A 14,017-nucleotide genomic window follows, 5' to 3' on the forward strand; every position below is an offset into this window, starting at 1 on the left:
TTATTTGTCTTTAAGTTTCTCTATCAGTTTCATTATGGCATCAGCCTCTTTCAGGTCAATCTTTTCCTTTTTCACAAAAAAGGACAACATGCGGTTTACCGAGTTATCAAAATATCCGCTCAATAACTTATCAGCGGCAAAGTTTTGGTATTGATCTTTACTTACCACCGGATGGTACTGGTGGCTTTTGCCAAATGCAGTATGCCCTACAAAACCTTTTGTTTCCAATATCCTGATAATGGTTGATACCGTATTATAAGCAGGCTTGGGTTCAGGTAACAGATCGATCACATCCTTTACATACCCTTTTTCAAGTTGCCATAATACTTGCATAAGTTGTTCTTCGGCGCGCGTTAGCTCTTTAATTTCCATAGTACTTTATTATAAAATTTTGATGCATTAACCAACACTGCATCAAATATCCAATTGGTTAATTCGAAGATAAATACTATAAATGAAAATAACAACTAAAACTTTAGTTTTTATTTTTTAGGCTTTTATTATCATCTTGCATTAGCATTTTTACACCACTTATAAATGAATATAACCTTTCATGGCGCTGCCCGCAATGTTACAGGCAGCAAACACCTGATCCGACTTAAAGACGATACCTCTATTTTATTGGATTGCGGCATGTTTCAGGGCATGGGCGAACATTCTGAAGACATGAATGAGCATTTTGGCTTTAACCCTAAAAAGGTTGATTACCTGATACTATCACATGCGCATATTGACCATTGCGGCCTAATACCCCGCCTGGTGGCCGAAGGGTTTGATGGCCCCATATTTTGCACATCGGCCACTATGGACCTTACCCGCATCCTCCTGATGGACTCAGCACATATACAAATGCAGGATGCTGCCTACAGCAACAAGCACCGTGCCCGCAAAGGTTTGCCGCTATTAACCCCGCTGTATACCGATGAACAGGCGATGGATGCGCTTAGGCTTTTTAAAATTGTGGAATATCACGAGGAGTACGAAATAACACCCCGCGTAAAACTCACCTTTACCGATGCCGGGCATATTTTGGGCAGTGCCGCCGTACATTTATCCATACTGGAAGATGGAAAGCTTACTCATATTACCTTTAGTGGCGATGTTGGCCGTTATGATGATATGCTCCTAAATGACCCCGAAACATTTGAGCAGGCCGATTATATTCTGCTGGAATCAACCTATGGCGATTCGCTGCATAAAGACCTTGGCCCTATTGAGGATGCATTGCTTGATATCATCAAACAAACCTGCGAGATAAAAAAGGGTAAGGTAATTATTCCCGCGTTTAGCGTTGGCCGCACACAGGAATTACTGTATGCTTTAAATACACTCGAATTAAATGGCACGCTACCCGATATACCTTATTATGTTGATAGCCCGCTGTCGCAAAAGGCTACCGAGGTGCTCATGAACCATCCCGAGGTATATAATAAAGGTGTTAAAGAAGTTTTAAAAACCGATGTTAATCCGTTTGGGTTTAAGGGTCTGCGGTTCATACAATCAACAGAAGAATCAAAAGCGTTAAATAATGACCCGAGGCCTTGTGTTATCATTTCTTCATCGGGCATGGCCGAGGCCGGGCGTGTAAAGCATCACATTAAAAACAATATCAACAGCAATAGGAACACCATTTTAATGGTAGGATACTGCGAACCCAACTCATTGGGCGGTCACTTACTAAATGGCGACCACGAAGTACATATTTATGGCGAGATGTATGAGGTTAAGGCCGAAGTACGGTCGATCAAATCAATGAGCGCCCATGGTGATTATGAGGACCTGCTGCATTTTCTGGCTGTGCAGGACCCTGAAAAGGTTAAAAAAATATTTCTTGTTCATGGCGAGTACGAAGTACAACAGCACTTTAGTGGCAAACTGAAGGAGAAAGGGTTTAGGCATATCGAGATACCATATCAGCATCAAAAGATAGAGTTGGAGTAGAATGTCTTAATCTACAATACGTCGTTGGCACGAAGCAATCACGTTCACAACTTTGTCATCCTGAGGAGCGAAGGATCTATTCGGCGATAGATTCTTCGCTATGCTCAGAATGACAAGTTTGTTATTTGCTTCGTTCCTCAATGAGGCGGCTTATAAAAAAAGCGATGGGTAACTAAACCCATCGCTTTTCTTTTTTACCTTGCCAGCTGCACTTTTGGCAACTCTTTGCGGGGTATCATTTCTGTACGTTCCGAAGTATTGTAAACAAAGGATGCTATGATGGTTGCAGCCTGCTTAAGGTCATCCTCAATCAGGCGGTCATAAGTATCCTGGTTACTGTGATGGGTACGTGAGCCATAATCAATGGCATCCTGTATAAACTGGAAACCGGGGATGCCCACCGCATCAAACGATTGGTGATCGGTTCCACCAGTATTCCTGATAGTTACGGTAGTAGCGCCCAGGTCTTTAAACGGTTCCAGCCACGATTTAAATATCGGTCCGGCCGCCGAATCGCCCTGTAAATAAATACCGCGTATTTTACCCGTACCATTATCCAGGTTATAATAGGCCGATAATTTGGCCTGTTCTGGCTTTAACTGCATGGTTTTAGGATCGCCAAAATGGTTTAACACATACCCGCGCGAACCAAACAAGCCCTGCTCTTCTGAGCTCCATAACGCTATACGTATGGTACGTTTAGGTTTAAAGTTGATGGCTTTTAAAATACGCATGGCCTCCATCATTACCGCGCTGCCTGCGGCATTATCTGTAGCGCCTGTGGCCGCGTGCCAGGAGTCGAGGTGGCCGCCTATCATGATCACCTGTTCTTTTAATTTTTTATCGGTACCCGGTATTTCGGCCACTACATCATAGCCTTGCATATCGTCGGTTAAAAACTGGATTTTAATATCAGCTTCCAGTTCTACTTTTTGTCCGGCCTTTGCCAGGCGCAAAATGCGCTGGTAATCCTCGCTGCTGGTTTCCAGTTCTGGCGCTACAGCTTTAGCGGTATCGGCGTATGATGCGCCGTTGGTGGTAAATACGGTACCATCAGTTCCGCGGGCCTGGCTTAATATCAGCGCCGCTTTTTCGTCATATATAAAAGCACGTAAGGTAGTTTGAAAAGCACGTAACTTACGCATGGCAGCAAACTGCGGCGAGTTCATATCGGGTGCCCTGCGCCCTTCAGATGGCTGCATAGTGGCGTTAGCCATTTCGGCAAGTTCCTCATCAGTATCCCGGGCCGCATCTGATTTAAAGCTGCGTTCAACCAATGGCTTTACATCAAATATCACGATCTTGCCTTGTAGTTTCCCTTTATATTTATCCAGGTCGATAGCTGAATCGGCCTTTACTATTACTACATCGCCTTTGATCAATCCGCCGGTGCCGGGTGTCCAGGCTTTAGGGATAGCTATAATAGCATGGTAGTAGGGAACGGTAATGGCGGCATAGTTTTTTTGAACTTCCCAACCCTTGCCAAACTTACCCCAGGGCTCCAGTTTTGCGTTGGCCATTCCCCAGGTTTTCAATTGGCTAACCGCCCAGTTTTGAGCGCGTTTTAATCCGGGTGAACCCGAGAGGCGCGGTCCCGAAACATCGGTTAAATAAAAAGCGGTTTCCATTACTTTTGAATGGTTTAAACCTTCTTCCCGGATCTTTTGAACAATTGCCGGGTCAACGGTTTCCTGCGCAAATACGGGTAGGCTTATACCCGCCGAAATGAGACATGAAAAAAGTAGTTTTAATTTCATAACAATAAATTAATGTGATCAGTTAATAACAAACCTATTTATTAATCATCATAAAAACCACCATCAAGTGTTAACAAAGTTGTTACACGTAAGTGTAATATCGAATTAAGGTGAGTAGTATTTTATATATTAGAGAAACTATTTGTATTTGGGAAACCTAACTCTGTTACCATGCTCCAAACCGCCATTCCTGTTTTAGCTTCGCTTAATGAAGACGAAACCGTAAAATTTTACACCGAAAAGCTGGGATTTACCTTTCATGCCAGTTGGGATGGCTACCTGATCATGAGCCGCGATGGGGTTTTTATACACCTGTGGCCCTGCACTGATTCTGCAATTGCAAAAAGTACCAGCTGCTATATGAATGTAACCGAAGTAGAAAAGCTATATGCCGAATACAAATCAGCGGGCGTTGTCCATCCCAATGGTGAGCTGCAGGACAGACCCTGGAAAATGAGGGAATTCAGTATCCTGGACAATAACGGCAACCTCATCCATTTTGGCCAGGATATTTCGGGCAATTAATTGATGAGTAATTTATAGCCCCTGCCGTGCACGTTAATGATTTCCACATTAGGATCGTCTTTTAAATACTTGCGTATCTTGCTTAAAAACACGTCCATACTACGGCCGTTAAAGTAATTATCATCATGCCAAATGTTCAGCAACGCTTCCTCGCGGGTAAGCACTTCATTTTTTCGCATACACAGTAAACGGAGCAATTCGGCCTCCTTGGTTGATAGCTTTTGCTGCGCATCGCCTATGATGATGATCTGAGTGGTATAATCAAAAGTATAGTTTCCTATTTTAAACGTAGTTTGCTTTTCTTCTTCCCGTTTGTCGGTATTTTCGGTTCTTTTAAGCAAAGCATTTATACGCAGCAGTAATTCCTCTATACGAAAGGGTTTGGTGATATAATCGTCGCCGCCCAGGTTAAAGGCCTGCATTTTATCTTCTATCATGCCTTTGGCAGTGGCGAAAATAATAGGCACATGCGGGTTTATTTTCCTGATATCCTTACCCAGGGTAAAGCCATCCTTTTTGGGCATCATTACATCCAATATTAACAGGTCATATATTTGTTTGGTAAAAGCGCGCAAACCCTCTTCGCCGTCTTTACACAAAACAACATCAAATTTACCCTTCAACTGCAGGTAATCCTGCAACAGTAAACCCAAATTGGCGTCATCCTCAACCAGTAGTATTTTCTTCATATTGTATAGTTAGGCCAGCGGAAATTTCAGTTCAAATTCCGAGCCTTTTTCTTTTTCAGATCTTACACTTATTGTACCGTTAAGCCTTTTCACTATGGTATTTACATAGCTCAATCCTAATCCAAATCCTTTAACATCATGAAGGTTCCCGGTAGGGATACGGTAAAATTGTTCAAATATTTTTGTTTGCTGATCCCTGCTCATGCCTATGCCCTTATCGGCCACCCTGATAAGCACCTGTCCGCCTTTAACCAGCGTGGTTATGGTTATATCAGGTGCAGTTATACTGTATTTTATGGCATTATCTACCAGGTTATACAACACGTTCGAAAAATGCAGTTCATCAGCTATGATCACTGTGTTTTCTTCGGCAACGTTCAGGGTAGTTTTGGCACTGCACTTGTGCAGTTTAAGGGCCATGCTATCCAGCACTACAGCCACCATATCGTTCACATCCAGCGGTTTTTTATCCAGCTTAAAATCGTTCTTTTCAATACGGGCAATGTTCAGCACACGTTCAATATGGCTGCCCAAACGCTCGTTCTCTTCAAAAATAATATTAGCCAGACGTGATACACGGCTTTTATCCTCGGCAATTTCCTTATCCTTTAAAGCCTCACTGGCTATCATGATGGTTGATACCGGGGTTTTAAACTCGTGGGTCATATTATTAATGAAATCAATCTTCATTTCGGATACCTTTTTTTGCTTAAGGATGGAAAAAATGGTATAGCTGAAACAAAATATCAATACTGCCAGTAAACCGCCGGTGGTACCCATAGTGGCGGTCATGTTTCTTAATATCAATGAGTTTTTTTGAGGGAAGGCCAGCTTGATCTTACCCGGGTCATTGATTACATCCTTACTGAATATGGGGGTTTGATAAGTATTGGCTGCAATGAATATAGGTTTATTACCATCATTGTCATATGCGCTCGAAAATATAAGCGAATCGCTGTTGGCGGTTGTTACCTCGTAGCTAAATGGCAGATAGATCCCTTTGTTATGCAGCTCGAACCTTAACAAGGAATCTATCCAGAAAGGGTTTACGCGCTTGTTTAAAGGTTCGCCGGTTTTACGGTATTCCTCGGCCAGGTTTTCGATCACGGTTGTTTTACCACTGTTTAAATTTTGCAGCGAATCTGTCTCCAGCATTTTCTTTATCTGCACAACCTGCCGTTCCTTTTGCTTACGTAATTGTTCCTGCTGCCACAATGGGTTGATGCGTGGTTGAGAAATTAATTGTTTACCAAATTGTGGATCAATATAAACATATCGTAAAGTATCATACTTGTGCAGTTTTTTAGGCCGGTTTATGGTACGGGTTCGTACTATTTGCGGTGTAAAACGACCATGTACAACGCCAAGGTCATCTGTATATTCCTCTACCCTTACCTGAAACTCAACAGTACCTTCCTGTTGCAGCAGATTGGCCAGTTCATCATCCATCTTTTTATGCATGATCATCCGCTCCAAACTATCGCGTAAAAGGGCTATTTTCTTTTCGCGTAAGGTTTGCTTTTTTCTTGTTTTGGATGCATACTGCCTGTTATCCTTGCTTTTTACTATCCTTAAGCCTGCATCACTATCACTTCCTGCTGCAACATTCCTTTGTGCTTTGTTACTTAAAAAATTAACAGCATCCTGCTTGCTAACTTTTGACACCACGTTGTTAAGTGCCTCGCTAACAGATCGGTCAAACAATTCGGATTGCATCTGGTACGATTGCCTTAAAAAGTACAATTGCATGGCCATTACACCCAAAAGTGCAAAACCCATTAACCCAATAATTAAACCGATACTTCTTTTCTTCATTTGTTAACAAACAAAATTATTTTAAATAACCGGACAATAACTGCTTTTAACAAAATTTAACAATTGATAAGCTGTAATAACCGTTTGAAATATAACTCGTTGCTATTTTAACCGACCAATATCCAGGCCGTAATTACACAATATACAAAATGGGAGGGAAAGGCGGAAATTAAACGCCGCTGGGAGAGATGATGTGTGCTATAGCTACACAAAACAACTATAGCCAAAAAGATCCCTTTTTAGTTTTTAAAAAAGGGATCTTTTTATTTACATAATTACCTTATTGTTTAGGCACTAATTAAAACGGCAGATCATCATCATCGCTTGATGAGCTGATATCTGATGCCGGTGCTGCATATTCTGGCGTAGTAGCGCTACCGGCACCTGCTGCCAATGCATTTACTCTCCATAACTGTAACGAGTTAAAATAACTTTTTTTGCCCGCTTTATCGGTCCATGGACGGCCTTTCAGGTTAAAGAAAACTTCAACATCATCACCTACCTTAACATTATCCAATAAGCTGCAGCGATCCTGTATAGCTTCAAATTTCAAATATTCAGGATATTGAGGATTCTCAATATATTCAAGTATTAATTCGCGTTTTTTAAGTGACTCAGTTACCTGCACTGTTGGCGACACTTCATATACTTTACCTTTAACTTCCATAATAATCTTCTCAAAAAAATTTAAAATGTAAAGTTAATAGATAAGAAATTAAAATAGGGTGTTTTTAATTCATAAATTCGCAAAATATCATGCAAGTTTTCCACACCGAGAGTAAAATCATCATTACCTGTAATAAAAGGCTGTCATCATACCTGCAACAGGAAGTAGAAGCATTAGGCTTTACGCCAGTCCGCGTTTTTCAAACCGGGGTTGAGCTTAAAGGTACCGTTACCGATACTATTGCACTTAACCTTAACCTGCGCTGTGCAAGCCAGGTGCTTTATTTAATAAAAAGTTTTAATGCCGATGATCCCAATCAGCTTTATGATGAACTTGTTACCATTGAATGGGAAAAACTGATCGACTTCTCGGGATATTTTTCCGTGTCGTCAAATGTTAATAATGAGCATATTCTTACGCCTTTGTTTGCCAACGTAAAGGTAAAGGATGCCATTGCCGACAGGATAAAATCAGTAAAAGGTATCAGACCAAACTCAGGCGCCGAAGCCAATAAAACACTAATACACCTGTACTGGCAGGATAATGAGGCCGATATTTTTATTGATACATCGGGCGAAACACTGGCCAAACACAGTTACCGCAAAATACCGGGCAAGGCTCCTATGCTGGAGGCCTTGGCCACATCAACCATCATGGCAACCCATTGGGACAGGCAAAGCACTTTTATTAACCCCATGTGCGGTTCAGGTACGCTGGCTATTGAGGCAGCCCTGCTGGCAACTGATAAATGCCCTGGTTTATTCAGAATGAATTATGGCTTTATGCATATTTTAGGCTATGATGAAACCGTATTTTTTGCCGAACGCCGTAAGTTAAAGGACAAAGCAAAAAAAGAAACAGGCTTTAAAATTATAGCTACAGATATATCTGAAGACGCGGTTGACATAGCTCAAAAAAACGCAAAAACCGCCGGGGTAGAACATTTGATCGACTTTAGCGTTTGTGATTTTGAAGATACCGAAGTGCCCGAGGATGCAGGCGTGGTAATGTTTAACCCCGAGTATGGCGAACGATTGGGCGTACACTCCAAACTGGAAGCTACCTACAAACGCATGGGCGATTTCATGAAAAAGAAATGCCTGGGATACCGTGGCTATATTTTTACCGGCAACCCCGACCTAGCCAAAAAGATAGGCTTACGCCCGGCACGGAAAATTGAATTTTACAATGGCAAGCTGGATTGCCGTTTATTGGAATATGAGCTGTACGAAGGCAGCAAAAGAGAACCAAAAGAAGTATAAATGAAGAAGATCGTATTATTTACTATAGCTGTTTTATCATCCGTTTACTGTAGCGCACAAACCGAACTGGCTTTCCCTTTTCAGGGCGGCGGTACGGTAATGACGCGTTTTTTTAGGGATAGCCTAAAGGTTTCGCCCGAGATCATTAAAAAGAAAGCTACCGGCACCGCAGTATTTAAGTTTACTGCTGATGAAAAGGGAACTATTAAAAAAATAATCGTTTACTATGCCGATGATTATCTTTTAACCTTACCAATTATTGAAGCGCTTAAAAAATCAAATCATAAATGGGTTATTCCTGATCATGAAAAATTCCATGATTTTATTATCCCCTTTTCCATCAGTTTTAATCCGCCGGCTATGGCAAGTAACGCTACTATTAAAGACGCTTATAAATTTTATAGTCAGCGTAAACCCATTATATCCTACAACCAGGTGCCATTAGAGTATGCTACTTTATTGCCAACGATTGTGGTAAGCTATGATGTGCCGGAGTAAGGTTGTACCTTATTTTCTTATTATTTTGTTGTCCTGAACCAGGTGAAGGATCCGTTGATCTATACATATTTAACGGTAGATTCTTCGTTTCCCTGACACCACTTATTCCCCAAATTATTCCCCAAATAAAAAAATATTTTAATTTAAACTAAAAATCAGCAATCCTTTTAGTGGTTAATCTCGTTAATAATACATTATCAATACACTAAATGCATGAACGAGAAGCTGAATTATAAAATAAAAGCAATTGCAGCTAACATCAGAAACACAAGGGAGCGCCTGAATTATACCCAGGAATACCTTGCTGCAAAATTGAGTATATCTCAAAATGCTTATAGCAAAATTGAACTGGGCTATACTAAAATAACTGTTGAAAGGCTTTTTCAAATAGCTGCCATATTAGAGACAGATGTTCACGAGCTGATTGATACCGAAAAAGTAGCAGCTGCTTAATTAGCGCAAAGCCAAAGGCAAAAGCCCAAAGCTTTGATGAGTTATACGACGAAAGATCATTTCCTTCGCTTTGAGCTTTCTGCTTTAAGCTTTTTGCTCAAATTCGGGCTTTTCGCTTAAATTTGCGGCAGATGGAATATGATAACCTTATTAAAGCAACCGTACAATTTGTACGCGATACCCTTCAAAACGCCGAAGGTGGGCACGACTGGTGGCACATTAACCGGGTTTGGACCAATGCCAAACTGATAGCCCAAACCGAACAAGCCCACTTGCTTACTGTTGAACTGGCAGCCTTACTGCATGATATTGCTGACAGTAAATTTCATAACGGCGACGAAGAGATTGGCCCCTTTACTGCCGGTCAATATTTGCGCAGCATGAGTGTTAATGCCGCTATTGTTGAGCATGTGCAACAAATTATAAGGCACATGTCGTTCAAATCAAGTTTTGACAAACCCGCGTTTCACTCCCCCGAATTGGCCATAGTACAGGATGCCGACCGTCTGGATGCCATTGGCGCCATAGGTATTGCCCGCGCATTCACTTATGGAGGATTTAAAGGCCGGGAGTTATACAATCCTGAAATTAAGCCCAACCTGAATATGAGCAAGGAGGAATACAAAAACACATCGGCCCCCACCATTAATCATTTTTACGAAAAGCTTTTGCTACTAAAAGACAAAATGAACACCCAAACGGGAAAAGAGCTGGCCCAACAACGGCATGATTTCATGACAGCTTATTTACGACAGTTTTATGCGGAATGCGGATTGTAAACTAAATAAAGTTTGCTTTCTTTGCGCAAAAATTGGGCTTATGAAAAAAACCTTACTACTTATTGCTCTCCTGCTGAATATTGCAGGTATGGTGCGGGCGCAGGATACCTTGAAACAACAGCGTTTTAACTTTCATTTTCAACAAACCGTTATTACTCAATATAAACCATCCTTTGGTGCTGATTATACCGGCGCAAACAGTTTGCTTACAGGTTCAGAAACACAAAGTTCTATAACTACTACACTTTTTGGCGGGGCCAGGTTATGGAAGGGGGCCGAGGCCTATTTTAATCCGGAGCTGTCTGGCGGATCGGGCTTAAGTAAAACTCTTGGTGCAGCCGGCTTCCCTAATGGAGAAACCTTTCGCGTTGGTGGCGCTGAGCCTAAAATTTATATCGCACGACTATATTTTACACAGAATTTTGAGTGGGGTACGGAAAAGGACACCATTCAGGATGATGCCAATCAGCTGGGCGGACTAAAAAGCAAACGCTATTTCTCTGTTACCGTGGGTAAATTTGGCATGGCCGATTTTTATGATGGCAATGAGTTTAGCCATGATCCCCGTACACAGTTCATGAACTGGTCATTAATGGATAATGGCGCTTGGGATTACCCGGCCAATACCCGCGGCTATGTAATGGGCATCCATACCGAATTAGGACAACCTAACTGGACGCTGCGTTTTGCCTTCACCATGTCTACCACTACAGCCAATGGGGCTATATGGGATGCCAAATTAGGCAAGGCCAATACCCAAACTTTGGAGTATGAAAGGCGATACACCCTTAACGGGAATAAAGGAACAGTAAGGCTTTTAGCATTCAGGAACAATGGTAAAATGGGTGATTATCGCCAGGCACTGGCTGCAAGTCAGGTAAACCCGGTGGTTGATACCAATCTGGTATACGGCAAACATAAATATGGTTTTGGCATCAGTGCAGACCAGTATCTGAGCAAAGATTTTGGTGTATTTGCCAAACTAAGCTATAATAACGGCCGTACGGAAACCTGGTACTTTACCGAGATTGACCGCTCGCTGAGTTTTGGGGGCGTACTTAAAGGCAGTTCATGGAAACGAGCCGATGACGAACTGGGCCTTGCATTTGTGGCAAATGGCCTGTCCAATCCGCATAAAGATTACCTTGCCGCCGGTGGCTATGGCTTCATTATAGGCGATGGCAAACTGAATTACGCCCCCGAACTGATTGCCGAACTGGATTATAAAATAAACGCTTTTCAAAAGAAATTCTGGCTTACACCCGGCTACCAGTTTATCCTAAACCCCGCCTACAACAAAGACCGCGGACCGGTAAATGTTTTCTCGATAAGGGCGCATGTGGAGTTTTAATGGGATGGTATAAAATAAAAAAAGTAAGGATTCGTGCGATTCCTTCCCCCGCAGTCGCTCGGCTCCAGCCGAGTGAAGATTATCTCACAGGCCTCCGGCCTGTGATTACAGACGCACTTGATTTGCAATTGCGGCCAGAGGCCGGGTAATAGTAGTCACTCGGCTGGAGCCGAGCGACGGCATGGAGGTATTCGCTAATTAAGAGTCATCAGCTAATTGATATGCTCCGTAGGAGCTACCCATTTGTAGACGAAAAAAATCCATTATTTTTTGCCCCGTAGGTGGCTACCCTATAAAACATTTGGTAGCTGGCATCAACAACATTAAATTTGATTATGCCTAATACCTATACTCAACTATACATCCATTGTGTCTTCGCTGTAAAATACCGGATGGCGATTATTCAATCTGAATGGGAAGATCATCTACATAGATATCTTACCGGCATTGTGCAACGTAACGGCCATAAATTATTGGCAATAAATTCAGCCACAGATCATTTGCATCTTTTTATCGGTCTTAATCCCCAACAATCAATATCTGAAATGATGCGACTTGTAAAAGGTGATAGTTCTGAGTTTATAAACAAGGCAGGATATACGAAACGGAAATTTCAATGGCAGGAAGGGTATGGTGCTTTTAGTAACAGCAATTCGCAAATTGACGCTGTTGTTAAATATATTAATAACCAGAAGCAGCACCACCTTAAAAAATCTTTTAAAGAAGAATACCTTGATATATTAAAAGATTATTCAATCAAGTACGATAAAAAGTATATTTTCCAGGATTTAATGGATTAATTACTATTGTATAAGGGTAGCTCCTACGGAGCAAAAATAAAATGAATTATTTGCTACAAACGGGTAGCCTCTACGAGGCATATCATCCTCAGTATAATATTTCAACTGCCTTTAAATCATTTATATATCCTCGCAGAAGAATTACCGCCTTGAGATAACGTTTCAACTGCCTTTAAATCATTTACATATCCATAGAGAACAGAATTACTGCCTCATAGAGACTACCCATTTGTAGACAAACCAACCAAAGATTCTTTTGCTCAGTAGGGCTATCCTCATAAGTGGTTCCCGTTTGCAAAGAAATCTCGCATAGAACAAAGAAAGCTATTCTTGTTATCCTTCACGATGCCTCGTAGAGGCTACCCATTTGTAGACAAACCAACCAAAGATTCTTTTGCTCCATAGGAGCTACCCTGTCATCATGCTTCTCCACTACCCAAATATCGCCAGCGCCCCAAAATAAATCAGCATACATGCCGAGCTAAGGAAATTCATCCTCATGGCGTTTTTATAGTTAGCATTTTCGGTTGATTTGCCCACTTTGTAAAACCAGTAGTTAAAAAACAAAAATATAGGCAGCGCGCAAAGCAGAAAAAAGTAAAAATTCAGCATTGTACCCGCCAAATGCCAGTAATACCAGGACAAGGCTATCCCCATGGCAAATAAGATCCCTGAAAAAATAAAAGAACCTTTATAGCCCAGCAACAGGCTCAGCGTCCTATCGCCCCGGCGGCTATCCTCAGCATGTTGATAAACCTGGGTAAGCGGGTACGATGCCCCTATTAAACAGGAGCATATAGCTCCGGCCACCACAAAACCCGTATCCCAATGCCTTATCAAACTTAAACCGGTCAGGGCCGAATAGGTTGTATAATAAATGAATGCCCCCTGAAAAAAGAAAACTACTAAAAAACTAATAATTGGATACTTCTTTAGGCGTGTAGCCGGGTGACTATATAGTTTGGACATAATGCCATACAACAATACCGCGAATGCAAATTCCCAGTTGATCAAGAATCCCAATAAAAAAGCTACGGCTTCCAGCAGTATCGAAAAATAATAAAGACTGATATCCACTTCGGGGGGTTTAGCTAAAAGGGCAATGCTTTCTTCATCGCGATCAAAATAGCTGTTATAGCCATTACTTGCCGGGAAGGCCAGCAAATGCCAGATAAAAAATATCAGTATAGCCTGAGCCGGGTGAACAACATCGGCCTGACTAAAGGCAAATAAATATACCGGGAGCAAAAAAACAGAAAAAACAAAACGCAGGTGCGCCCATGCCGATGGGGTGGGTATTAGCTGTTTAAATTTCATTCAAAGCAGTTTGTTTTTTTTTAAAGAAGTAAACATTATTAAACTTTTAAGGGCAACCTTTTGTAGTTATAACAACGTGATAATATTAAACATAGTTGCTTCGTCTTCGTCTAATATAAAAATTTGTATTGTATAAAATGTTATGTTTGAAATGACGTTCGTA

14 protein-coding genes are annotated in these 14,017 nt (G+C 41.5%); 8 read left to right on the plus strand and 6 right to left on the minus strand.

Going from position 1 to position 14,017, the window contains the following annotated elements:
* A complete protein-coding gene (locus tag M2273_RS16530; RefSeq protein ID WP_429398762.1) occupies positions 1 to 372 on the minus strand; it encodes a BlaI/MecI/CopY family transcriptional regulator in 372 nt (123 codons plus the stop codon).
* A 165-nt stretch (positions 373 to 537) separates the two neighbouring features.
* On the opposite strand from M2273_RS16530, the gene M2273_RS16535 reads away from it, so the two are divergent.
* Positions 538 to 1,941, plus strand: coding sequence for an MBL fold metallo-hydrolase RNA specificity domain-containing protein (locus tag M2273_RS16535; protein WP_429398764.1), 1,404 nt, complete (start codon positions 538 to 540; stop codon positions 1,939 to 1,941).
* Between the two features lie 194 nt (positions 1,942 to 2,135).
* Here the strand turns inward: M2273_RS16535 and M2273_RS16540 are convergent, their stop codons facing one another.
* Positions 2,136 to 3,698 (minus strand): M28 family metallopeptidase, encoded by a 1,563-nt coding sequence (locus M2273_RS16540; protein WP_429398766.1) that lies wholly within the window; start codon positions 3,696 to 3,698, stop codon positions 2,136 to 2,138.
* Positions 3,699 to 3,869: 171 nt separating this feature from the next.
* On the opposite strand from M2273_RS16540, the gene M2273_RS16545 reads away from it, so the two are divergent.
* Entirely contained in the window at positions 3,870 to 4,223 is a 354-nt protein-coding gene (locus tag M2273_RS16545; RefSeq protein WP_429398768.1) for a bleomycin resistance protein, read from the plus strand.
* Here M2273_RS16545 and M2273_RS16550 read toward each other — a convergent pair.
* The 3 genes from M2273_RS16550 to M2273_RS16560 all read right to left on the minus strand — a co-directional run bounded on the left by M2273_RS16550 (position 4,220) and on the right by M2273_RS16560 (position 7,394).
* Entirely contained in the window at positions 4,220 to 4,912 is a 693-nt protein-coding gene (locus tag M2273_RS16550; RefSeq protein ID WP_429398770.1) for a response regulator transcription factor, read from the minus strand. The genes M2273_RS16545 and M2273_RS16550 overlap by 4 nt on opposite strands.
* 9 nt (positions 4,913 to 4,921) lie before the next feature.
* A complete protein-coding gene (locus tag M2273_RS16555) occupies positions 4,922 to 6,727 on the minus strand; it encodes a sensor histidine kinase (RefSeq protein ID WP_429398772.1) in 1,806 nt (601 codons plus the stop codon).
* Between the two features lie 298 nt (positions 6,728 to 7,025).
* Positions 7,026 to 7,394 (minus strand): DUF3127 domain-containing protein, encoded by a 369-nt coding sequence (locus M2273_RS16560; RefSeq protein WP_429398774.1) that lies wholly within the window; start codon positions 7,392 to 7,394, stop codon positions 7,026 to 7,028.
* 89 nt (positions 7,395 to 7,483) lie between these two features.
* Between M2273_RS16560 and M2273_RS16565 the strand changes: the two genes are divergently transcribed.
* The 6 genes from M2273_RS16565 to tnpA all read left to right on the plus strand — a co-directional run bounded on the left by M2273_RS16565 (position 7,484) and on the right by tnpA (position 12,537).
* Positions 7,484 to 8,656, plus strand: coding sequence for a THUMP domain-containing class I SAM-dependent RNA methyltransferase (locus tag M2273_RS16565; protein ID WP_429398775.1), 1,173 nt, complete (start codon positions 7,484 to 7,486; stop codon positions 8,654 to 8,656).
* Positions 8,657 to 9,154 (plus strand): hypothetical protein, encoded by a 498-nt coding sequence (locus M2273_RS16570; protein WP_429398777.1) that lies wholly within the window; start codon positions 8,657 to 8,659, stop codon positions 9,152 to 9,154.
* Positions 9,155 to 9,367: 213 nt separating this feature from the next.
* Positions 9,368 to 9,607, plus strand: a complete 240-nt coding sequence (locus tag M2273_RS16575; protein ID WP_429398779.1) for a helix-turn-helix domain-containing protein — start codon at positions 9,368 to 9,370, stop codon at positions 9,605 to 9,607.
* A 131-nt stretch (positions 9,608 to 9,738) separates the two neighbouring features.
* Positions 9,739 to 10,386 (plus strand): HD domain-containing protein, encoded by a 648-nt coding sequence (locus M2273_RS16580; RefSeq protein ID WP_429398781.1) that lies wholly within the window; start codon positions 9,739 to 9,741, stop codon positions 10,384 to 10,386.
* 40 nt (positions 10,387 to 10,426) lie between these two features.
* Positions 10,427 to 11,737, plus strand: coding sequence for a carbohydrate porin (locus tag M2273_RS16585; RefSeq protein ID WP_429398783.1), 1,311 nt, complete (start codon positions 10,427 to 10,429; stop codon positions 11,735 to 11,737).
* A 335-nt stretch (positions 11,738 to 12,072) separates the two neighbouring features.
* Entirely contained in the window at positions 12,073 to 12,537 is a 465-nt protein-coding gene (gene tnpA, locus M2273_RS16590; protein WP_429398785.1) for an IS200/IS605 family transposase, read from the plus strand.
* 432 nt (positions 12,538 to 12,969) lie between these two features.
* Here the strand turns inward: tnpA and M2273_RS16595 are convergent, their stop codons facing one another.
* Positions 12,970 to 13,854, minus strand: a complete 885-nt coding sequence (locus M2273_RS16595) for a UbiA family prenyltransferase (RefSeq protein WP_429398786.1) — start codon at positions 13,852 to 13,854, stop codon at positions 12,970 to 12,972.
* Between the last annotated feature and the right edge of the window lie 163 nt (positions 13,855 to 14,017).

Source organism: Mucilaginibacter lappiensis (assembly GCF_050433765.1).
Lineage (GTDB): Bacteria > Bacteroidota > Bacteroidia > Sphingobacteriales > Sphingobacteriaceae > Mucilaginibacter > Mucilaginibacter lappiensis_A.

What these genes read in the sequence shown, in the direction of transcription:
- M2273_RS16530 (WP_429398762.1), bottom strand. Translation starts at nt 372, where the DNA reads ATGGAAATTAAAGAGCTAACGCGCGCCGAAGAACAACTTATGCAAGTA.
- M2273_RS16535 (WP_429398764.1), top strand. Translation starts at nt 538, where the DNA reads ATGAATATAACCTTTCATGGCGCTGCCCGCAATGTTACAGGCAGCAAA.
- M2273_RS16540 (WP_429398766.1), bottom strand. Translation starts at nt 3,698, where the DNA reads ATGAAATTAAAACTACTTTTTTCATGTCTCATTTCGGCGGGTATAAGC.
- M2273_RS16545 (WP_429398768.1), top strand. Translation starts at nt 3,870, where the DNA reads ATGCTCCAAACCGCCATTCCTGTTTTAGCTTCGCTTAATGAAGACGAA.
- M2273_RS16550 (WP_429398770.1), bottom strand. Translation starts at nt 4,912, where the DNA reads ATGAAGAAAATACTACTGGTTGAGGATGACGCCAATTTGGGTTTACTG.
- M2273_RS16555 (WP_429398772.1), bottom strand. Translation starts at nt 6,727, where the DNA reads ATGAAGAAAAGAAGTATCGGTTTAATTATTGGGTTAATGGGTTTTGCA.
- M2273_RS16560 (WP_429398774.1), bottom strand. Translation starts at nt 7,394, where the DNA reads ATGGAAGTTAAAGGTAAAGTATATGAAGTGTCGCCAACAGTGCAGGTA.
- M2273_RS16565 (WP_429398775.1), top strand. Translation starts at nt 7,484, where the DNA reads ATGCAAGTTTTCCACACCGAGAGTAAAATCATCATTACCTGTAATAAA.
- M2273_RS16570 (WP_429398777.1), top strand. Translation starts at nt 8,657, where the DNA reads ATGAAGAAGATCGTATTATTTACTATAGCTGTTTTATCATCCGTTTAC.
- M2273_RS16575 (WP_429398779.1), top strand. Translation starts at nt 9,368, where the DNA reads ATGAACGAGAAGCTGAATTATAAAATAAAAGCAATTGCAGCTAACATC.
- M2273_RS16580 (WP_429398781.1), top strand. Translation starts at nt 9,739, where the DNA reads ATGGAATATGATAACCTTATTAAAGCAACCGTACAATTTGTACGCGAT.
- M2273_RS16585 (WP_429398783.1), top strand. Translation starts at nt 10,427, where the DNA reads ATGAAAAAAACCTTACTACTTATTGCTCTCCTGCTGAATATTGCAGGT.
- tnpA (WP_429398785.1), top strand. Translation starts at nt 12,073, where the DNA reads ATGCCTAATACCTATACTCAACTATACATCCATTGTGTCTTCGCTGTA.
- M2273_RS16595 (WP_429398786.1), bottom strand. Translation starts at nt 13,854, where the DNA reads ATGAAATTTAAACAGCTAATACCCACCCCATCGGCATGGGCGCACCTG.